Source organism: Acinetobacter sp. YH12116, from assembly GCF_013418895.1.
Lineage (GTDB): Bacteria > Pseudomonadota > Gammaproteobacteria > Pseudomonadales > Moraxellaceae > Acinetobacter > Acinetobacter indicus.
Genome location: NZ_VPBE01000016.1, coordinates 1 through 19,001 on the forward strand (window position 1 = coordinate 1; position 19,001 = coordinate 19,001).

21 protein-coding genes and 1 pseudogene are annotated in these 19,001 nt (G+C 45.4%); 6 read left to right on the forward strand and 16 right to left on the reverse strand.

Features of this window, described 5'->3' with window-relative positions; all coding sequences use genetic code 11:
• Positions 1–396: 396 nt before the first annotated feature.
• A complete protein-coding gene (locus tag FTU54_RS10180; protein WP_180074713.1) occupies positions 397–1,368 on the forward strand; it encodes an MBL fold metallo-hydrolase in 972 nt (323 codons plus the stop codon).
• A gap of 449 nt (positions 1,369–1,817) precedes the next feature.
• Positions 1,818–3,005, forward strand: a complete 1,188-nt coding sequence (locus FTU54_RS10185) for an ammonium transporter (protein ID WP_180074714.1) — start codon at positions 1,818–1,820, stop codon at positions 3,003–3,005.
• Between the two features lie 73 nt (positions 3,006–3,078).
• Here the strand turns inward: FTU54_RS10185 and FTU54_RS10190 are convergent.
• Positions 3,079–3,701: pseudogene (locus tag FTU54_RS10190) on the reverse strand (LysE family translocator).
• A 235-nt stretch (positions 3,702–3,936) separates the two neighbouring features.
• On the reverse strand, positions 3,937–4,143 hold the full coding sequence (locus FTU54_RS10195; RefSeq protein WP_005179579.1) for an NF038215 family lipoprotein: 207 nt from the start codon (positions 4,141–4,143) through the stop codon (positions 3,937–3,939).
• 161 nt (positions 4,144–4,304) lie between these two features.
• Between FTU54_RS10195 and FTU54_RS10200 the strand changes: the two genes are divergently transcribed.
• Entirely contained in the window at positions 4,305–5,165 is an 861-nt protein-coding gene (locus tag FTU54_RS10200) for a 1-aminocyclopropane-1-carboxylate deaminase/D-cysteine desulfhydrase (protein WP_180074715.1), read from the forward strand.
• Between the two features lie 25 nt (positions 5,166–5,190).
• Here the strand turns inward: FTU54_RS10200 and FTU54_RS10205 are convergent, their stop codons facing one another.
• From FTU54_RS10205 to FTU54_RS10215, 3 genes are all read right to left on the reverse strand, one after another.
• Complete coding sequence (locus tag FTU54_RS10205) at positions 5,191–5,520, reverse strand: hypothetical protein (protein ID WP_104487491.1); 330 nt, start codon at positions 5,518–5,520, stop codon at positions 5,191–5,193.
• A gap of 263 nt (positions 5,521–5,783) precedes the next feature.
• The gene (locus tag FTU54_RS10210; RefSeq protein ID WP_180074716.1) at positions 5,784–6,353 is read right to left on the reverse strand and encodes a hypothetical protein; all 570 of its coding nucleotides are present in this window, start codon (positions 6,351–6,353) and stop codon (positions 5,784–5,786) included.
• A 10-nt stretch (positions 6,354–6,363) separates the two neighbouring features.
• Positions 6,364–7,662, reverse strand: a complete 1,299-nt coding sequence (locus FTU54_RS10215) for a YncE family protein (protein WP_180074717.1) — start codon at positions 7,660–7,662, stop codon at positions 6,364–6,366.
• A gap of 331 nt (positions 7,663–7,993) precedes the next feature.
• On the opposite strand from FTU54_RS10215, the gene FTU54_RS10220 reads away from it, so the two are divergent.
• Positions 7,994–9,196: an NAD(P)/FAD-dependent oxidoreductase gene (locus FTU54_RS10220; RefSeq protein WP_005179591.1), complete on the forward strand. Its 1,203-nt coding sequence runs from the start codon at positions 7,994–7,996 to the stop codon at positions 9,194–9,196.
• A 24-nt stretch (positions 9,197–9,220) separates the two neighbouring features.
• Here FTU54_RS10220 and FTU54_RS10225 read toward each other — a convergent pair whose 3' ends face one another.
• The 4 genes from FTU54_RS10225 to FTU54_RS10240 form a co-directional block, all read right to left on the reverse strand.
• Positions 9,221–9,367: a hypothetical protein gene (locus FTU54_RS10225; protein ID WP_164844933.1), complete on the reverse strand. Its 147-nt coding sequence runs from the start codon at positions 9,365–9,367 to the stop codon at positions 9,221–9,223.
• Positions 9,368–9,500: 133 nt separating this feature from the next.
• Positions 9,501–9,683: a hypothetical protein gene (locus FTU54_RS10230; protein WP_127798640.1), complete on the reverse strand. Its 183-nt coding sequence runs from the start codon at positions 9,681–9,683 to the stop codon at positions 9,501–9,503.
• 76 nt (positions 9,684–9,759) lie between these two features.
• Complete coding sequence (locus FTU54_RS10235; protein ID WP_180074718.1) at positions 9,760–11,550, reverse strand: mechanosensitive ion channel; 1,791 nt, start codon at positions 11,548–11,550, stop codon at positions 9,760–9,762.
• A 199-nt stretch (positions 11,551–11,749) separates the two neighbouring features.
• Positions 11,750–12,082: a hypothetical protein gene (locus tag FTU54_RS10240; protein ID WP_005179600.1), complete on the reverse strand. Its 333-nt coding sequence runs from the start codon at positions 12,080–12,082 to the stop codon at positions 11,750–11,752.
• A gap of 442 nt (positions 12,083–12,524) precedes the next feature.
• Here FTU54_RS10240 and FTU54_RS10245 point away from each other — a divergent pair, with 442 nt between their 5' ends.
• Positions 12,525–12,947, forward strand: a complete 423-nt coding sequence (locus tag FTU54_RS10245) for a hypothetical protein (RefSeq protein WP_034598216.1) — start codon at positions 12,525–12,527, stop codon at positions 12,945–12,947.
• Positions 12,948–13,041: 94 nt separating this feature from the next.
• Here FTU54_RS10245 and FTU54_RS10250 read toward each other — a convergent pair whose 3' ends face one another.
• From FTU54_RS10250 to FTU54_RS10260, 3 genes are all read right to left on the reverse strand, one after another.
• A complete protein-coding gene (locus FTU54_RS10250) occupies positions 13,042–13,392 on the reverse strand; it encodes a hypothetical protein (protein WP_180074719.1) in 351 nt (116 codons plus the stop codon).
• Between the two features lie 48 nt (positions 13,393–13,440).
• Entirely contained in the window at positions 13,441–13,704 is a 264-nt protein-coding gene (locus tag FTU54_RS10255; RefSeq protein ID WP_180074720.1) for a hypothetical protein, read from the reverse strand.
• Positions 13,705–13,782: 78 nt separating this feature from the next.
• Entirely contained in the window at positions 13,783–14,544 is a 762-nt protein-coding gene (locus tag FTU54_RS10260) for a ferredoxin--NADP reductase (RefSeq protein WP_034597870.1), read from the reverse strand.
• A gap of 85 nt (positions 14,545–14,629) precedes the next feature.
• On the opposite strand from FTU54_RS10260, the gene gigC reads away from it, so the two are divergent.
• Positions 14,630–15,511 (forward strand): LysR family transcriptional regulator GigC, encoded by an 882-nt coding sequence (gigC, locus tag FTU54_RS10265; RefSeq protein WP_005179612.1) that lies wholly within the window; start codon positions 14,630–14,632, stop codon positions 15,509–15,511.
• Positions 15,512–15,561: 50 nt separating this feature from the next.
• Here gigC and FTU54_RS10270 read toward each other — a convergent pair whose 3' ends face one another.
• The 4 genes from FTU54_RS10270 to nuoN form a co-directional block, all read right to left on the reverse strand.
• Positions 15,562–16,263 carry a cold shock domain-containing protein gene (locus tag FTU54_RS10270; protein WP_016659365.1) on the reverse strand — a complete coding sequence of 234 codons (702 nt, stop codon included), beginning with the start codon at positions 16,261–16,263 and terminating at the stop codon, positions 15,562–15,564.
• Positions 16,264–16,375: 112 nt separating this feature from the next.
• Positions 16,376–16,669, reverse strand: coding sequence for a cold-shock protein (locus FTU54_RS10275; protein WP_005179613.1), 294 nt, complete (start codon positions 16,667–16,669; stop codon positions 16,376–16,378).
• A gap of 80 nt (positions 16,670–16,749) precedes the next feature.
• Positions 16,750–17,385 (reverse strand): uracil phosphoribosyltransferase, encoded by a 636-nt coding sequence (upp, locus tag FTU54_RS10280; protein WP_045796291.1) that lies wholly within the window; start codon positions 17,383–17,385, stop codon positions 16,750–16,752.
• A gap of 122 nt (positions 17,386–17,507) precedes the next feature.
• The gene (nuoN, locus tag FTU54_RS10285) at positions 17,508–19,001 is read right to left on the reverse strand and encodes an NADH-quinone oxidoreductase subunit NuoN (RefSeq protein ID WP_005179615.1); all 1,494 of its coding nucleotides are present in this window, start codon (positions 18,999–19,001) and stop codon (positions 17,508–17,510) included.

The window sequence follows — 19,001 nt, forward strand, 5'->3', positions numbered from 1 at the left end:
AGGTGCTGCAATGCGCAAGCTTATACATCTGTGTTATGGCGTTTTAAAACATCAGACTGCCTATCAAAGAGATTATTTATTGGTCGAATAATCTCAAAACCTGATTGACTACCAAGACGGTATCTCATCTCCCATAGGGAGAGGGAGAATCCTTTATTAAATCAATATTGATATATTCCCTCTCCTTTTAGGAGAGGGTTAGGGAGAGGTCTGAAAATTATTCCCTTACTTTTGAAAGATCAAAAGTAAAGCACATAACAAAATAGTGTTAATAACCCTCACCCCAACCTTCTCCCTGAGTCATCTATGGCGCAAGAGAAGAAGCTTTCAACTAGTGTTAAATTTCACCAATAAATATGATAAAAAGATGTATCACTTCAAAACTTATAAGAACCCATGAAAACTTTAAAACCCATCCTTCTCGCTCTAACCCTAAGCACTGCAACTTTCACCACAGTCCAAGCCGCTGAACCGACCATCCCCCAACAAAAACAGGTCGCGGGCTACTATCAGCATCAGTTTGGGCCTTACCAGATTACCGCCCTGCTCGATGGCACCAACTATCTCAACCGCTCACAATTTAAAGGTGTGACAGATCAGGAAGTCAGTGAGATTCTGAAAAAATACTATGCCGATCAAGCCAAAGGCATCCAGACCTCCGTCAATGCCTTTTTGGTCAATACCGGCAGTCAGCTTTATCTGGTTGATAGCGGTGCAGCCAGCTGTTTTGGCGATCACTTAGGTTCAATCTATAACAATTTAAAAGCCTCAGGCCATCAGCCTGAACAAGTGAATGGTGTCTTTCTGACACATTTACACCCTGACCATGTCTGTGGCATCTCAAATAATGGTGTAGCCAATTATCCCAATGCAACCTTGCATATTGCCAAAACTGAATATGATTTCTGGCTCAATCCCAATACCGTAAAAAAACTACCGAAAGACCAGCAGGAAAGTTTCTTAGGCACCGTAGAGAAAATTAAAGCAGCCCTTGCACCCTATGAAAAAGCTAAAAAAGTGAAAGTTTTTTCTGATAAATCTTTAGCTTTTGGTGGGGTCGAGTTTAAGCCATCCTTTGGTCATACCCCAGGGCATTACAGCTTTAAACTCAAAGCAGATAATCAAGAGGTCGTATTTGTTGGTGACATTGTCCATTCACATACCTTGCAATTCGACAAGCCTGAAACAGCAATAGAATTCGATGTCGATCCTAAAACTGCGGTAGAAACCCGTTTAAAGCATTTTGCTGAATATGCCAAGCAAGGTCAGACCATTGCAGCGCCACATTTACCATTCCCGGGCATCGGCCATATTTATTCAAAAGATGGCAAAAGCTATCAATGGATTCCAGTACATTTTACCGATTAACTCAGTTCTCTTGAGCTAAGTCAGTTTTATAAACAGAATCCCGCTAATGGGGTTCTGCTGTTTTACATCCAGTATTCCTTGCTATTCTTTCGCACTTTTTCTGTTCCTACACGCAACCACATTAGCCCTCGCAGCAATTTTCGCCTTAATTTTTAAAATTTTCTAAACAGTCCAGCCTGTTTCAAAATGCACCGTAAACATACAAACTGCTGCACATCTTTGTATCAATCAATTTAAATCCTTCAAAAATAGCCCAAAATATTGAGTTTTACAGCGTTTAAAAAAGACTTGATTTGGTGCAAAAAACCGCACTGTGCTTTATATCGAGTCTTATTCATTTCACGAAATTCTTCATCAAAATTTCCGCAGTCTGCCCCTCTTTTACAATCTATTCGCCTCGATATACTGAGCTTCTTTTCCTGATCCCGTGCACTCAATTGGAACGCACAATGCCAAATATCGACTTATTATTTCTCCTTCTTGGTGCAGTGCTGGTACTGGCCATGCATGCCGGATTTGCATTTTTAGAGCTCGGCACCGTTCGGCATAAAAATCAGGTCAATGCCCTAAGCAAGATTCTCACGGACTTTGCCATTTCTGCGGTGGCCTATTTTCTGGTGGGCTATTATATTGCCTATGGCCAGCATTTTTTCCATAGCTCGACCACTCTGGCGGCCGATCATGGCTACAACCTGATGCGCTGTTTTTTCCTGCTGACCTTTGCAGCGGCGATTCCGGCCATTATTTCTGGTGGGATTGCCGAACGTGCCAAAATGCGTTCGCAGGCCTTGGCGACCTTATTTCTGGTGGCGCTGATTTATCCATTTTTTGAAGGGATGATCTGGAATGGCAACTTTGGTCTGCAACTCTGGCTAGCACACAGCTTTGGTGCCAGTTTCCATGATTTTGCCGGTTCGGTGGTGGTACATGCCATGGGGGGCTGGATTGCACTGGCCGCGGTGATTCTGCTGGGCGCGCGTTATGGGCGCTATAAAAAAGATGGTCGTATCAGTGCGCATCCGCCTTCGTCGATTCCTTTTCTGGCTTTGGGTTGCTGGATTTTAATTGTCGGCTGGTTTGGCTTTAATGTGATGAGTGCCCAGCGTCTGGATGCCATTTCCGGACTGGTGGCGATCAACTCTTTAATGGCGATGGTCGGGGGCACAATAGCCGCTAAAATTGCAGGCAAAGATGACCCGGGCTTTTTACATAATGGTCCACTTGCCGGTCTGGTGGCCATCTGCGCCGGCTCCGATGTGGTACATCCACTCGGTGCCTTTGTGATTGGCGGCATCGCCGGGATTATGTTTGTCAAACTCTTCACCTATACCCAGAATAAACTCAAGATTGATGATGTGCTTGGTGTCTGGCCCTTGCATGGCGTATGTGGTGCTTTTGGTGGACTGGCAGTCGGTATCTTTGGGCAGCAATGGCTCGGTGGTATGGGGGGCGTATCCCTGATCTCCCAGCTGTTCGGCACAGCGCTGGCAATTCTGATTGCACTGGCCGGCGGTTTCCTGATTTATGGCGTGCTAAAATTGCTGATGGGCATCCGTTTAAGTCAGGAAGAAGAATTTAATGGCGCAGATTTATCCATTCACCGGATTTCCGCCAATTCTGAAGAAAATATGTTCTAAGATAAAAAAGCCTCCGACAAAACGGAGGCTTTTTTGAGATATGTTGATCAACGATCAACACAATTTAAGCCATCTATTTCATACCAAAAATCAGCTTTAGACCCAGCACCGTCATCACCACACCGGCCGCACGATCAAACACTTTTTTAAACTTTAAATAGACTGCGCGCGGTTTTTCCGCCGATAGTGCCACCGCCAGCAAGGAACACCAGCCGGCATCAATAAAGAAACACAGAATAGGCAGGACAAAATAAAATACAGCGGAATCTCTTTGGGTAATAGCGCGGTAAAAATACTGGCCAGCACAATGGCAATTTTAGGATTCGACAATTGGGTAATCAGACCGGTCATAAAAGCACGGCGTAAGGACATTTGCGTGCCGGCAGCATGATCGGCCTGAATCGGGTCTTTGGCATGTTTAATAATTTTAAATGCCAGCCACAGCAGGTATAAACCGCCACAAATTTTTAAGGCCAGATAAGCCGATGGCACAGCCAGTAAAAAGGCCTGTAAGCCCAGCACCGCAAGCAAACCAAAGATGGCTGCGCCCAAACCGGTGCCCAGCGCGGTAAACAGACCATGCTGACGTGAAATCGCAATCGAGTTTTTCGCCACATAAATTGATGTTGGCCCCGGACTCATGGCCCCCAACATCAATGCCAGCGCAATTGATCCCAAAATAAAAACGGATTCCACAGTCCTATCCAATACAATGATCTGCCGGCATTTTACAAGCAAGTGCTTTGAATATCTTCCTATTTTTTACCAGTTGTTTTGATTTTCACGATATTTTTCACTATAGATCTTTATACTGACCTTATAAAATTCACTCCGTATTTTAATCAATCTGCTGAAATTTGCTTGCCATAAAAAAGCGCCCAGATACCAGCATGGCCTGAGCGCTTTTCAAGATCATCAATTAAATACAATATTAATAAATCTGTGATGGATCGGTCTGCTCTGGCCTCACACTCGCTTCTTGCTTGGGCAGCAGATAATCCTGATCATGCACCGGCACACCGCCAATAATCATGCTGCGTGTTTCTTCCGTTTTGGGCTGGTTTAAATCTTTGGTCGGGTCACAAGCCGCCAGTAAAGCGCCCTGGATTAAAATAAGCAGGAAGATGATTCTTTTCATCATTATTCTCCCTTTCTGCAAAGTCTATCCGTTTATTTTTTTGCACAGTTACTATTTTTATGCAAGCCCGATCCGGCTTTTATCGTGAGAGATTATTTAAATGTCTTTACTGACCGCGCCCCGTTTTCAGTTAGAATTGTCAAAAACGTTCCGTTCTGTCTATGTTTGATTCTATTGCCCAGCAAGTGCCTTATCAGCACATTGAATATCGCCACCAGCGCATCAGCATCAAACGGCTGGATCTGATTCATCCGCAGATTTCGGGCAACAAGTTTTTTAAACTGAAATACAACCTGCTGGCCGCCCGGCAACAGGGGTTTGAAAAAGTACTGACCTTTGGCGGAGCCTATTCCAATCATATTGCTGCAACCGCTTTTGCCTCGCATAAGTTTGGTTTTCAGAGCTTAGGCATGATTCGCGGTGAAGAACTGGCGCAGCGTCCTCTAAACCCAACCTTGGCTACGGCGCAGCAATTTGGCATGCAGCTGGAGTTTATCTCCCGCAATGCCTATCGCCAGAAAGATCAGCCCGATTTTTTGCAGCACCTGCAACAGCAATATCCCGATTTTTATCTGATTCCGGAAGGTGGCACCAATGCGCTGGCTATTCAAGGTTGTCGGGAAATTCTGACAGCGGAAGATGCGCAATTTGACCTGATCTGCTGTGCTGTCGGTACGGGTGGTACGCTTGCCGGATTGATTGAGGCCAGCCAGCAACATCAGCAATTGTTGGGATTTTCGGCCTTAAAAGGTGATTTTTTAACTCAGGAGGTCGCGCAGCTCACGACCAAACGCAACTGGCGTATTCTGGATGATTATTGCTGTGGCGGTTATGCCAAAACCACACCCGAATTAATCCAGTTTATTCAGTCGTTTGAGCAGCGTTATAATATTCCGCTGGAGCAGGTTTATACCGGCAAAATGCTGCGCGGCATCTTTGATCTGATTGATCAAGATAAAATTGGGCCAGACCAGAAAATTTTACTGATCCATACTGGCGGGCTACAGGGACGCGCGTTTTAAAGCATTAGCTTCAAGTGCAGTCTATTTATGATACCGGCTGGTTATTGTTTAGCGCCATCAGGCCTTTCACCAAACGGTAGATATGCCAGATAAAGGCCAGCAACAGCACAATAAAACCAATCAGAATGGTGGTCAGAACCGCACCGACCAGATAGGCAATCAGCGTCACCCAAAAAGTTTTGATTTGCCAGTTCACATGACTTTCCAGCCAGGTGCCACGCATTTCTGCACGTTTTAAATAATTCATGATAATGGCAATAATTGGCGTAACACCGACAAAAAAGCCGGCGATATACAGAATATAGGTGATCAGGTTGTATTGTTTGAGCTGATCCAGCCCCGCGGTTTGATTCATTGATTTTTTCCTTTTTTATAAAGTCCGATACCAGATATAGATGCCTAGCCGACATTTCTGTTTATTGTTAAGCAAATCAAAGTGTAACTGCGTCAAGTTGAAGCTCGACACCTTAATATAAACAGATCATAAAAAAGTCTGATGAAAGTTTTGTTGATGATCTGTATGTGCTGTGAAATTCAAAGTTCATCTGTTGTGACGTCCTCAATCGGGCTTCCATCCAGCCGATACAGTTTCAACTGGATGGAAGAAAAAATCAGAACTTAAGGCTGCTTGGTTTCTGGCAATGGATTGGCCGCAAAATAACGCTCCAGATGATTCACATTTGAATCCGGACGTGGTCGGCGCATATTTTCTGCGACCCCGTTATAGAGCTCAGCCCGTGGCGTTAAGTGGAATTTATTCAGCTCTGGGTCCATATACGACAAGCGCTGTTTACGCTGTAAATATTGATGCAATTGCTGATTAATTTCCTGTAAACCATAGCCACCTTTGGCCCAGGCGCTGTCGTGGCTGCCCCAGTGATGGCCGAACTCATGGCCCACAATGCCAATACTGGTATTGAAATAATGCGCATAGAACAGCCAGGTATCGACTCCCAGCACATTTCGTCCGCCTAAACCGCCGCCCACGGTGGTCACCCCGAGCGTCACTTTGCCACGGTTCATAATCTCATCATAATATTTTTGATACTCCGCTGCGGTAAAGTAACCGCCATCTCCGACCACTTGGCCCTTGTTGCCAAAGAAGTCATGCCCCATGACCGCTTTATGGTTAAACCAAATGTGTTTAAACTCAGGGCTATTCACCAGATAGGCAAAATTGGTAATCATAATCACCCATTCACGCGCATAGGCTGGAGTAATTTTGCCCCAGATGCTGTAAATTTGCCGATAAAATATTATCCATATAAAAATGGCGCAGGTTTTCATTGGTCAGGGTTTCCCAGCTTTCCCCATCTTGCAGCACATAACTGCGGCTTTGGGCCTGCTGCTGCTTGAGTGCCGTGACTGTGGCAGCAGTATTGGACTGGAACTGCTGCAATCGCTTAAGCGGCATCATGACAATTTTGCCGTTAAACAGGCTGAATAAATGTTCCTGACTAACCTGAATATCTAAGGCACCGGCCAGTTGCTGATCGGTACTCGCCCCTGCCGTACGATATTTATAAAAACTTTCTTCTGCGGCTGGAAAAATATTCTGTAGATTTTGCGTATTTGGTAAAGCTGAACTGTCGATCCGGCCTGAAGTATGGGCTGCATAAAAACGCTGGTCATCCGCGGCATGAAATACCCGTGTTCCCACATTTTCCTGTCGTGTCGCCGCCACGTTTGTTGCGCCTTCTTCAAGATGAGTCAGGTCATATACATAGCTCATGCCATTATTAAAACTGGCATACAGCAAATTACCGACAGCTTCCAAACGCGCACTACAGTTATAACCACAGTTCGGCAAGGACAAACGTGCATATTTTTTGGCTTTTAAATGATTGGTGCTACTGATCTCACTTTGCTTCCAGACATTAATCCGGCTATGCGTATCTGTGGCAAATACATATTGATCATTCGCTGCCACAGACATGGGATGCACCACCACGGTATTGTGCTGATCACCCGACCAACTGCCGGTTCCCAACGACATCAGAAATTGTGGTTCGCCTGAGCCTAAATCAAAGACATCGACCCGGTTAGACGAATAAGAAGCCGCATATAAGCGGTCGTTATGTACACTCAAATCAAACAGCCGATTCCACGGCCGACCAATGCCAGAAATATTCTGGGCATGGATCGAACTCAAGACTCGCTTGGCTTTCAGGTCATAACGCAAAATGCTTGCCTCGGCGCTGTCATTGGCCACATACAAAATATCCTGATGCACCACCATCGCTTTCGGATTCCAGCTGTCCAGACCAAAAGTCTGGGCACTAAATTCGGTGACCAGATCTGCAAAGCGAACGTCATTGATCAAGCTGGCAGTGACAGGCGTGGTATCAGGTGTTGAACCAGGTGAAGTTGGCGTCACAGGAGCCGGTGCAGATGGATTTGAAGATGCTGCCGTATTGCTGTCACTGCCACCGCCGCCACCGCAGCCAGTGAGAGCCATACTCAAAATTACCGCCAGGCTTAATAATGTTTTATTCATTGTGTTCCCCAAGAGACAAAGTCATGACATAAAAAATATGTCTAAAAATTGCTATTTATTCTGAACAACAATGCCCCCTTTAATAAATACTAAACTATTGATTTAAAACAACTTTAAAATAAAACCAGATCAAATAAACACGACTTTGCCGCGTAAAAAATCACCTTAAAACAGTAAAATGTGGCCTTGCTAACGATGATTTGGTTTATTGATAGACCATTCCTGCTTTATAGGAAAAGTAAATATTCTGCGCACATTTCAATCTGGAAAATGCGGCATCATCAAACGATAAAGTCTATAATAGTCCGCTTTCATTTTCTCTCGGTGCAACATGGCAACAGCAAATCAATACGATGTTCTAGTTTTGGGTGCCGGTGCGTCTGGTTTAATGACCGCCTATATGGCTGCCCAGCGCGGACGCAAAGTATTGGTGCTGGAAAAAGCCAATAAAGTCGGCAAGAAAATCCTGATGTCGGGCGGTGGCAAATGCAATTTCACCAACCTCTATGTCGAGCCAAGCAACTATATTTCACATAATCCGCATTTTGTGATTTCCGCGCTCAGTCGTTATACCAATTGGGATTTTATCGGGCTGGTCTGCGAATACGGCATTGACTATGAAGAACGTAAACATGGGCAGCTGTTTACCTTAAATGGCGCCAAAGACATTCTGAATATGCTGCTGGCCGAGTGTGACAAAACCGGTCTGGTCGAGATTAAAACCAGCTGTGAAGTCAAAGCCATGACCGCCATAGATGATTTGGGTTTTCAGGTCGCAACCACTTTAGGTTATTTTCAGGCGGAATCTGTGGTCGTCGCCAGTGGCGGCCTGTCCATTCCGACGCTAGGGGGTTCCGGAATCGGTTATGAAATTGCCAAGCAGTTTGGTCATCATGTCTATCCAACCCGTGCTGGCTTGGTGCCGTTTACCTTTTCCGACAGTTTTAAAGAAGTCACTACCCGCCTCAGTGGTAATGCCGTAGAGGCCACACTTTCCAATACGCTAAACAGCTTTACCGAAGCTTTGCTGTTTACTCACCGCGGTTTAAGCGGACCAAGTTCGCTGCAGCTGTCCAATTACTGGGATGTCGGCCAAAGTTTTCATATCGACTTCCTGCCGGCCGTGGATTTAGCCGAGTTTTTTAAAGCCAAAAAATCCAGCCAGCCGAAAGTGCTGTTACGTACCTTACTGGCCGAACATTTACCGAAAAGTGTGGTGGCAGAGCTGCAACAGCTGATCTGGCCGGAACAGGCGGAAAGCGCCATCGGACAGCTGAGTGATGAAAAACTGGAGCAGATTGCAGCGCGCCTGCACAGCTTTGAAGTCAAACCGTCAGGTACCGAAGGCTACCGTACCGCAGAGGTGACTTTAGGTGGCGTCGATACCACTGAAGTTTCTTCCAAAACCATGGAAAGTAAAAAGCAGAAAGGCTTGTATTTTGTCGGTGAGGTGCTGGATGTGACGGGCCATTTAGGTGGTTATAACTTCCAGTGGGCCTGGGCGTCAGCGCATGCCGCCGCCCAATATGTCTGATGGTTTATAAAACTGATGGATGAATTATTCCAGATAATCTGTGCGCAATAAGCACAGATGATTCTGGCGTTGTACACGTAAAATAGTCTGCTGCATTTTCACCACGGCGCACTGAATATGCTTTGGTAATACTGCCGGCTGTTCTGATTGTTTTAAGCTAATTTTTAACATAAGGTCTTCCCCAAATAGACTTTCGTCGATTTTATTCCATGAATATTTCATACAGATTAAATCTAAGCATCTAAAATATATGAAATATTTATTCCTTTTTTATGAAGCTTCACTATAGCAAAAAATTGTTCATTTATACAACATCATCGACTTTGGTCGCAGCTTGCCCGGTATCGCCCGAATCATCAGCGGTCTGGGCGGGTTGGTTTTGAGTTTTGGCAAAAATAAATTTATATGCGCTGGCCAAAAAGCCAAGGGTAATCCCTGCAATCACTACGGGTGCAAAAAGATTAGAAGGCGCTTTCTTTTTCGTCATTCTGCTTCTCCAGTTTTCAACAAAAAACGAGGTCGATCAACACTCAGTTTGATCGACCTTGTAGATAGATGACAGGTTATTTCGGGTCATCTTTTCGTGGTTGATGTGCATCGACATCCGGTTCTTTTTCACCAGTTGAACCAAACGGATTATTATTGGCCGGATGCGCCGGATCCACCTTCAGCGTATCAGGTGTAACCTGATCTGCACCGGATGCTTCATCTTCCTGTGGTGCAGTGGTCAGCGTTGCCGGTGTGGTATTCGACAAATCCGTAGTCATGGGGGTATTTGTCCCTTGTGACGGGTCCTGTTTGTTCATTGGATTCACTCCTGGGGTCGTAAAGCCACTATTGGCCGCACTGTCCTGCTCCTGTTTCAACGGATTCGGCTGCTTGGCTTCGCGTTTGGCTTTATCAATCAGATCGGTTAAAACACGTTCTGCCGGTTGACGGCCACCCAGACCAAAGGCCAGAGCAAAGGCCACCGCAACTGCACCCAAGGTTAAACCGAAGGCTAGGTTCACAATAGAATCGGCAATGCCCATGGCACGTAAGCCCATTGCTACGACCAGACCCATAATCAGTACGCGTACCAGCGTCGCTAACCAGCGTGAACTGTTGTATTCACCACGCTCGACCACTTTGGCCACCACATTCGCCAGCCAGAAACCGACCACCAGAATGACCGCGCCCAGCAGAATATTGGCACCGAAGTAAATGAACATGGAAATCAGACCACTTACCTGCTCGAAACCAAGACGATTGGCCGCTTCAGACACGGCAAACAGCATGGTAAAGAACACGATCAGACAACCAACCATGGTCGATACTTTGGTGGTACCGAGGAAACGTTGTACGCCCAGTTTGGCCGGAATTTCATCGACACCCGTACCTGAAATAATTTCAACCACCAGATTGGCCACGAAACGTGACACCACATAGGCAATGATCAGGATTAAACCGGCGGCAATAATATGCGGAATTGCATACATGATTTCATGCAGCATGGCGGTTGCCGGCTGAGAAATCGCCTCAATACCCAAGGCTTCAAATGCAATGATTAATGCAGTAATGATGATCAGGGCAAAAACAAAAGAACCGACTAGCTTCGGCAAGTTAGAGTTCTTGAACAGGCCAATTTTTTGCGCCTGCTGTTGCAGATTCAGACTGCCAATTAAACCTTCGACAATACCACGGACAATTTTAGCCAGAATATAACCGACAAAAATAATCACGCCGGCAATAAAGATATTCGGCAGATAAGAAATGGCTTCAGTCACCATGTTTTGTACTGGATACAACAGGCCGTTTAAGCCCAGAATCGACAGCACAATTGGCAAGAACAGTAACAGGATTAACCAGTACACAATATCACTGATATTGCGGCTAATCGGGCTAACCCCGACATCGGCACTGAGCTTTTCATCCAGCTGGGTACGATTCAGTACGCGCTGCAGGCCCATTTTGACCAGCGTTGCGACAATCCAGGCAATAAAACCGACCGCAATGGCTGCCAACAACTGGGGAATAAAGACCAGGAAGCTTTGAATCATATTGCTAAACGGCCCACTGACACTGGTCAGGTTCAGCACATTCAGCGCCGCGATAATCGCGATAATCATGATGATCCAGAAGGCAACTCTGGACAGAATACTTTCTACATTGGGACGGTGCCCGGTGGCATGCGACAGCTTCTGGTTGGTGCCCAGCTTTTCTAAGCCTTTTTTAATGGCTGCACCGACAATTAATGCAATAATCCAACCAATAATAAGTATGGCAATCGCCGATAAAATGGGATGAAACTGTTCCCAGTAGTACATGGCATCGAAGCCTGCACCTCTCGGGTTTCCATCAAAATAATCATTCATATGTCTTGCCCTCTTGTTATGACTTTCTACATTCGTTGTTCATGGCAAAAGATGCGCATCTTGATCATGGTAAAAATGAAAGGTTTAAGTACTTTGTATTTTTAAGTACCGTGTTTTTATGAAGTACCAAGCGTGTAAGAATGCACGGCTATCGCAAAAAACCCTGAACTGACGGTCAGGGTTTATGCAATCTTCAGACTTATTGAGCGGTGGCCGTAGCGGTATCGCCATCAGTGGCAGTGGCTGAATCACCATCTACAGCGGTGCCAATGTCGCCATCCACACCTGTGGTCGCCACACCTTCTTCAGCCATTGCAGGCGTACTGTTATTGGGTGTAGCCTGTTCTACATTGGCATTCGGATGCCCAGGTGGTGCCTCACTCGGTTTAGGATCACGATCCGCAAACATATACACCACCAGTGCCAGCAGAAAAACACCCACAGCAATCAAGATAAAAACTGGCATACGTTTTTTCTTTTGTACTTCTTCTGCGCTTGTGACATGAGGTGGCTTGTTAAAATCATGGCTCATGTTTCCCTCACTTCTTTTCTATTCGCTTGTCGAATTTTTATACTAACAAGAAGCATTGTTGTGTTGTGTGACAAAGCATTGTGAGATGGTGAAAAATGTAATTACAAAAATTGAAGTTTATTACTGCTTTCATTTTATTCAAAATTTTGACGCAAGCCGGGTTCAGCAGCTGATAGATCTTGTATGCTTTTTAATCACAACAAGCAGATGGATAACTGATGCAAAATTAGAAGAATAAGCACATGAAAAGGAATATAGAATCGCCTAGATGAGAGAAAAAATTCAGCAGCCTGAGCATTCTCCAGTGCTGATCAGCCCCTCCTTGCTTGATACAGCAAAATGCCAGGTAACAATTTGCTTCAGCTCGCCCACCACAAGCGCTGCCTTAACGCATACAAATGCGCTATAATACGTCACTCTTTTTTTCATGCTCCAGAATTTTATGGCGTATCGTCAACAAAGTGTAACGCTTGATCTTGACACTGACGTCACACATCAATGTGCTTTGCACTACACGCGTGATCAGCATTTAATCGGGATTATTGAGTTCAGTAAACCGAGCTTTCTTCTGAAATGGGGCGATCTGGAATATTTCCGCCGTCGTACTGAAGAGTTTTCAGTGATGCCGTTTCCAGACTGCATTAATGCCATGGTGATTGATGTGCGTAATGTCGCGGCCTGGCTCGATAATGAAGTGCCGATTATTCCATGGCGCTTACTGGAAGAAGAATGTCCAGTGCGTCTGGTGGTCCCTGCAGACCGTGTCGAACACTATGCCGGCTTTTTTGAACCGACCTGGCTGACTACTGATACAGAAACAGCGATTCAGGAAATCCGTCATTTTATGGATATGTTTGTGCATTAAGCATATTCAAGTGGTGCTGACACTTCATCAAAAAAACCTCATCTGAATCATACAGATGAGGTTTTTTAATAGAATATACGTTTCATTTAATCCGTTAGCGAATGGTAAAAATACACTGCTGCTTAAAACTGGATTTGGGTAGCCAGATCAGCTGTTTATAGCGCACCTGATCTATTCCAAAACTTTGCATTTTCTGGCGTGTATAGCGCCAGCCAATACAATCTTGATAGCGCGCATATTCAGGCGCTTGCCCTGCTGTAGTCGATGCCTGCTGGACCTGAATTTTCTGGAAAAACGCGGTTTCTCTGGCGCGCATCGGGCCAATATACTGCTGATAGGCCTGCTCCATGTCTGCATCATCAAACTGCATTGGTTGCATGGCGCCACCATGCCAGCCCAGCTGACTGCGCCAGTTCAGATATTTGATATTTCCGGCCGGAAACACATAATTGGCGCAGGAGGAAAAACAGTATTGCCCGACTTCTACATTCAGCTAATTCGCATAGACCAGATCACCCAAATCCATTCCCAGACCAATTTCACCCCCTTGACTGGTGATTTTCAGGGTCTGTACTTGCGGGAACTGCTTTAACAAGGCAGCTGCACGGGTATTAGCATCTTGGCTGAGCGGGCCAGTATAGATCAGCACATTTTCTTGTACCGTCACTTCTGTTTCCGTGCCTGTGATATTTGCCTGTAGCGTAGTTGCCGCCACCAGCGCGACGCTGGCCATAAGCATGGATTGGAACACTTGCATCACATCCTCACAGAACAAGAGAGCAATAAACCGGGCTGAAAACAGCAGATCATCAAATCAAACCTGTAGCACTCAAGCTTACCAGTAGTTTTCTACTGCAATATTGCCTTCTCCACGGCGGTTCATGCTCAGGCCACGCGCTTTTAGGGCTTCTTTGGTATCTTCCACCATTTGTGGGTTACCACATAGCATCACATGACTGCTGTCCGGATTAAAAGACAGGCCCACGGCTTTTTCCAGCTCGCCATTGGCGATTAACACCGGCAGACGGTCATGCAAAGGTGCGTTCGGATCACGGGTAATAATCGGCACAAATTTAAAACCTGTATGCCCTTCGCCAAAAGTCGCTGCAATTTCTTCAATCCGCTCGACATAGGCCAGTTCAGCGGCAGTACGGACACTATAGACCAGATGGATATGCTGGTATTTATTCCAGGTGTCAAAATCTTGCAGCATCGACAGGAATGGCGCCAGTCCGGTGCCGGTACCCAAAAGCCATAAGTCTTGTGGCAAAGGCAACTGATAGCGCGCCAAGGTTAAAAAGCCATACGGTACTTTTTCCAGATACAGCTCATCGCCAACCTGCAGATGTTGCAGATTGGAAGTAAAGGCCCCATCGGGTACGACAATTGAAAAGAATTCCAGGGTTTCATCAAAAGGTGAGGACACCACTGAATAGGCCCGCACCACCAGTTCATCGCCGACTTTAAGGCCAATACGCGCAAATTGCCCGGCAGTAAATTTAAAGTGGGCTGGACGCGTCATGGTAAAGCTGAACAAGGTATCGGTCCAGCGATGTACAGATAACACCGTTTCTAGGCTAAATTTTTCAATTGACATAATTTGTACGTGGCATGAAAGACTGCGCTCATGGTAGCATGGCAGCATAATTTATTAATATTTTTTAAATGTTAAGGCTATATTCATGCGCATGACTTTACGCCAATTGGCTGTTTTTGTAGCAGTCGCTCAAGAAGGCACAGTAACCAAGGCCAGTGATGCCGTCAAACTGACGCAAAGTGCGGCGAGTATGGCTTTAGCAGATCTGGAAGATGGTTTAGGCGCACCATTGTTTGACCGTTTAGGTAAACGCCTGCAATTGAATGATCTGGGCCGTTTTTTACTCCCGCAGGCGCTTGAAATTCTAGGCCGCTGTGAAGCCTTTGAACAGGCCGCCAAAGGCGAGCTGCAAAGCATTGATTTGCGCCTGGGCGCGACCCTGACCATTTCCGATTACCTGATGCCAGATTTAATGGCCAACTTCCTGCAAATTCAGCCACAGGCGCATTTACAGCTGCAAGTCGGTAATACCCGTCAAATGATTGAAGCAGTCAACCAGTTCCAGCTCGATTTAGCCCTGATTGAAGGTTCCTGTCATTTACCGCAGCTGCAATGTATCCACTGGCGTGATGATGAACTGGCAGTCTGCTGTTCACCGAATCATCCGCTGGCGCAGCTAGACCGTGCCTTAACCGCAGAAGACTTTAAACAGGTGGAATGGATTTTACGAGAAGAAGGTTCAGGCACGCGTGAAGTATTTGATAACGCCATTTTAAAAGATGTGCCAGATGCCAAAATCCGTTTAACCCTGGGTCATAATGAAGCCATTCTGAAAATTGTGGCCGGCGGCTTAGGCATGTCCTGTATTTCAAAACTGGCGATTGAGCCTTTACGTGAAAAAGGCCAGCTGGTGATTTTAGACACTCCATTCTGGCAACTGGCGCGGCCTTTATTTATGCTGGTGCATCGTCAGAAATACCAGGGTCCAGGTCTGAAAGCCTTTATGAAGTTCTGTGACAGCAAATAAGACTGTATTTAATCCATAAAAAAAGCGCCTGCAGGCGCTTTTTTCATACCTTATCGAAATTGGCTTTCACATGGAATCCCGTCGCCATCACCATCCATTTTGGTATTTGGGCAATTACGAATAAAGAATAAAGCCTCCTCATAAGACTTCATCTGACTACAATGCTCGCGGCCATCACATTTAAATTGTTCAGATGAGCTGCTACTTACCGGCAGCGCTTGCTCTACATTCTCTTGGACATTTTCTAAATTCTTTTTCCCTTTTTCACTAAGTCCAAGTTCCGGTAATTCGCCATGTACCGCTCTTTGCTCAGCTACGATCTGTTGCTGAGCAATCATCAGTTCTTCAAGTTTTTGCTGTTTCTGAGCTTGATATTCTTGATATTTCTTATATACCAAAATACTTAATCCTAAAATAATGATTAAGCCTAATACAGTAATGATCTTTGAGTTAAGCCATGAAGACTTCTTTTTATCTCTTGACGAAACTTTACCCTCGATATTTCTGTATCGTAGATTGTTCTGTTCAGCAGGCTCTGATACTTTTAGGTCTAAGCGCACAATATTCGCGGCTTTAAATTTTCCTGCATCTTCAACAATTATAAATTTTAGATTTTCACCGATTTTAGGTGGAACATTCTTATTGGGAAAATCTTTGATGTGGAAAAATAAATCTTTTGACTCTTTCTCTATCTGAATAAAACCAAAACCACGATCTTCATGATAGCTTTTGATTTTCCCCTCTTGAAACATAATGCGCTCTTATCTTTGATATTTTTAATAATTGTAATAAAAAAGAAGCTAAAAAGCCTCTTTTCTATTCTTATACTCGACTTAAGCAGAATATATAAATTCTACCTCAGTACTAACGTCGGAAATTGGACAGCAGGGAAGAAGTAATCGACTGGTTATGGGCGGCCACTTTGGATTTTTTGGCTTTGGCCGACTGGTCTTCAACCCGCTCAATTTTCACTGCTTTAAACTTGTTGCCGTTTTTGACCACATTAAATTTCACCCGGTCATTTCGCTTCGGTTCTATCCCATCGGCCGGGAAATCGGAAATATGAAAAAACACTTCGCCTTCCGGACAGGCAATAAAGCCGTAACCCTTGTCTGCGTTGTATTGCTTAACTTTACCCTGATATTGTTCGTTGCTCATCGACCTGTCCCCCTTTTGCGCTTCAAGCTTAATATATAAAAAAGAGGCTATAAAAGCCCCTTCTCTGTTCACTAGCAAAATCAGTCTTTTTGCACGGAACCGAAAATTTTGTCACCGGCATCACCCAGGCCCGGTACGATATAGCCATTTTCATTCAGGCCCTGATCCACAGAGGCAGTGAAAATTACCACATCCGGATGCGCTGCTTCTACACGCTGAATGCCTTCTGGCGCAGCCACCAGCACCATCACGCGAATATCTTTACAGCCGCTGGCTTTTAACACATCAATCGCCGCCACTAAAGATGAACCGGTGGCCAACATTGGGTCAATGATCATGGCAATACGGTTTTGTACATCCGGTACCAGTTTTTTGTAGTAGGTACGTGCTTCCAGCGTTTCTTCATCACGCTCTAAGCCCAGTACAGACACTTTGGCGCTTGGAATCAGGTTCAGGAAACCATCCAGCATGCCAATACCGGCACGTAAAATTGGTACCACCGTAATTTTTTTACCGGCAATACGGTCTACCGTGACCGCACCATTCCAGCCGTCAATTTCATGCTCGACCATTGGCAAATCTTTGGTCGCCTCATAGGTCAACAGCATGGTCACTTCTTGCGCCAGCTCGCGGAAGTTTTTAGTGCTGATATCTGCACGACGCAGTAAACCGAGTTTATGACGAATGAGCGGATGACGAATTTCATGGATAGCCACGGGAGAACACCTAAAAGGTTAAGATAAAATTCCGTCTATTATAATCATTTTTTGACCCTGATAAAAACAAAAAAGCCCTCAAATATTGAGGGCTTTTTGCTAGACAATTCTCTTTTTCAAGATTATTGCTGAGACAGCATGAAGTGAATTGGAGATAAAATCTCGGCTTCAAGCGCCATCTGGATAATTGGATCCGGATAAACACCAATCACCAATACCGCCAGTGCAGCCAGCAGAACCATGATCCCGCCAACGCGTTGACCCCAGTGATCGACTGCATCCATTTTTGGTGTTTCTGGCGGAGTCATATACATCACCACCATCACACGTAAATAGTAATATAGACCAATACCCGAACCGACAATAATCATCGCTGCCAGGAACCAGTGCTGGGTTGTTACCGCAGCCATGACAATCAGGAACTTACCAATAAAGCCTGCAGTCAGTGGAATACCGGCCAGAGACAGCATCATCACGGTTAATACAGCAGTCAGCACTGGACGACGCCAGAACAGACCACGGTATTCAGCCAGACTTTCTGCTTCTGAAGTGTTGTTATATGGACTCGACATTAACGCTACGGCACCGAAGGCACCAATCGTGGTTAATACATAGGTAATTACATAAACAGTCACATTACCCAAGCTGGCATAAGTCAGACTGATCAGACCGATCAGCAGATAACCGAAGTGTGCGATTGAAGAGTATGCCAAAACACGCTTCAGGTTCACTTGGCGTACCGCCAGGAAGTTACCGACAACAATCGACAGCACGGCAATAATGGTCAGCAGTGTAATAACTGATTCTTGCAGGATGGCACCTGAAGTCAGCAAATAACGTACGAACAGACCAATGGTCGCCACTTTGGCAGCCGTCGCCAGAAAGGTCGCGATTGGTGCTGGTGCACCCGCATACACATCTGGTGTCCATTTGTGGAATGGTGCCAAAGACAGTTTGAATGCAACCGCAAAGATAATTAAGGCAATACCTAAAATGACCAGTGGCTGGTGCAGGTTCTGCATAAGCGCCTGTACAGAGTCATAGAATGACAGTGAACCGGTGTAGGCATAAATATACGCCATACCCATCAGCAACATCGCAGATGCGGTTGCTGAAAGTACCAGGTATTTCACCCCTGCTTCTAAAGACTTCGAGCGCTGATGCGTATAGGCTAACAAGCCATACACCGGAATCGACATCAATTCCAGGCTGATGAAGAATGAAGCATAGTGCGAGCTTGCCACCATGAGCATTGCGCCTGCAACTGAGGACAACATCAGGATGTACAGCTCTTCACGATTGTCTTTATAGCTTTCAATATAAGCATGTGACAAGGTACAGCAAGCCAGTGCAGCAACCAGGATCAGTAACTGATAAACCAGTGTGAACTGATCAATCATAAACATGCCCATGACATTCGCTGGTGCAAAAGCACCACCGAATAATGAGAGCAGAATATACGCTGCAGCAAGGTTTAAGCCCACTACAGATGCTGTCGCAATCAGGTTATGGTTACGCTTGATTGCGGTGAGAATCATCACGACGATCGCAGTTAAAGCCACGATCATCACAGGAGCTAATGGCATAAGCTCGGAAAATGACATTGTGAAGTTCAT

Excerpts from the sequence above, each read along its gene's own strand:
- FTU54_RS10235 (WP_180074718.1), bottom strand. The coding sequence starts at position 11,550 with ATGAATGATTATTTTGATGGAAACCCGAGAGGTGCAGGCTTCGATGCC.
- FTU54_RS10215 (WP_180074717.1), bottom strand. The coding sequence starts at position 7,662 with ATGAATAAAACATTATTAAGCCTGGCGGTAATTTTGAGTATGGCTCTC.
- FTU54_RS10205 (WP_104487491.1), bottom strand. The coding sequence starts at position 5,520 with ATGAATCAAACCGCGGGGCTGGATCAGCTCAAACAATACAACCTGATC.
- FTU54_RS10180 (WP_180074713.1), top strand. The coding sequence starts at position 397 with ATGAAAACTTTAAAACCCATCCTTCTCGCTCTAACCCTAAGCACTGCA.
- FTU54_RS10260 (WP_034597870.1), bottom strand. The coding sequence starts at position 14,544 with ATGTCAATTGAAAAATTTAGCCTAGAAACGGTGTTATCTGTACATCGC.
- FTU54_RS10240 (WP_005179600.1), bottom strand. The coding sequence starts at position 12,082 with ATGAGCCATGATTTTAACAAGCCACCTCATGTCACAAGCGCAGAAGAA.
- FTU54_RS10225 (WP_164844933.1), bottom strand. The coding sequence starts at position 9,367 with ATGTTAAAAATTAGCTTAAAACAATCAGAACAGCCGGCAGTATTACCA.
- FTU54_RS10200 (WP_180074715.1), top strand. The coding sequence starts at position 4,305 with ATGTTTGATTCTATTGCCCAGCAAGTGCCTTATCAGCACATTGAATAT.
- FTU54_RS10185 (WP_180074714.1), top strand. The coding sequence starts at position 1,818 with ATGCCAAATATCGACTTATTATTTCTCCTTCTTGGTGCAGTGCTGGTA.
- FTU54_RS10255 (WP_180074720.1), bottom strand. The coding sequence starts at position 13,704 with ATGCAAGTGTTCCAATCCATGCTTATGGCCAGCGTCGCGCTGGTGGCG.
- FTU54_RS10210 (WP_180074716.1), bottom strand. The coding sequence starts at position 6,353 with ATGATTACCAATTTTGCCTATCTGGTGAATAGCCCTGAGTTTAAACAC.
- gigC (WP_005179612.1), top strand. The coding sequence starts at position 14,630 with ATGCGCATGACTTTACGCCAATTGGCTGTTTTTGTAGCAGTCGCTCAA.
- FTU54_RS10230 (WP_127798640.1), bottom strand. The coding sequence starts at position 9,683 with ATGACGAAAAAGAAAGCGCCTTCTAATCTTTTTGCACCCGTAGTGATT.
- FTU54_RS10275 (WP_005179613.1), bottom strand. The coding sequence starts at position 16,669 with ATGAGCAACGAACAATATCAGGGTAAAGTTAAGCAATACAACGCAGAC.
- FTU54_RS10245 (WP_034598216.1), top strand. The coding sequence starts at position 12,525 with ATGGCGTATCGTCAACAAAGTGTAACGCTTGATCTTGACACTGACGTC.
- FTU54_RS10270 (WP_016659365.1), bottom strand. The coding sequence starts at position 16,263 with ATGTTTCAAGAGGGGAAAATCAAAAGCTATCATGAAGATCGTGGTTTT.
- FTU54_RS10220 (WP_005179591.1), top strand. The coding sequence starts at position 7,994 with ATGGCAACAGCAAATCAATACGATGTTCTAGTTTTGGGTGCCGGTGCG.
- nuoN (WP_005179615.1), bottom strand. The coding sequence starts at position 19,001 with ATGAACTTCACAATGTCATTTTCCGAGCTTATGCCATTAGCTCCTGTG.
- FTU54_RS10195 (WP_005179579.1), bottom strand. The coding sequence starts at position 4,143 with ATGAAAAGAATCATCTTCCTGCTTATTTTAATCCAGGGCGCTTTACTG.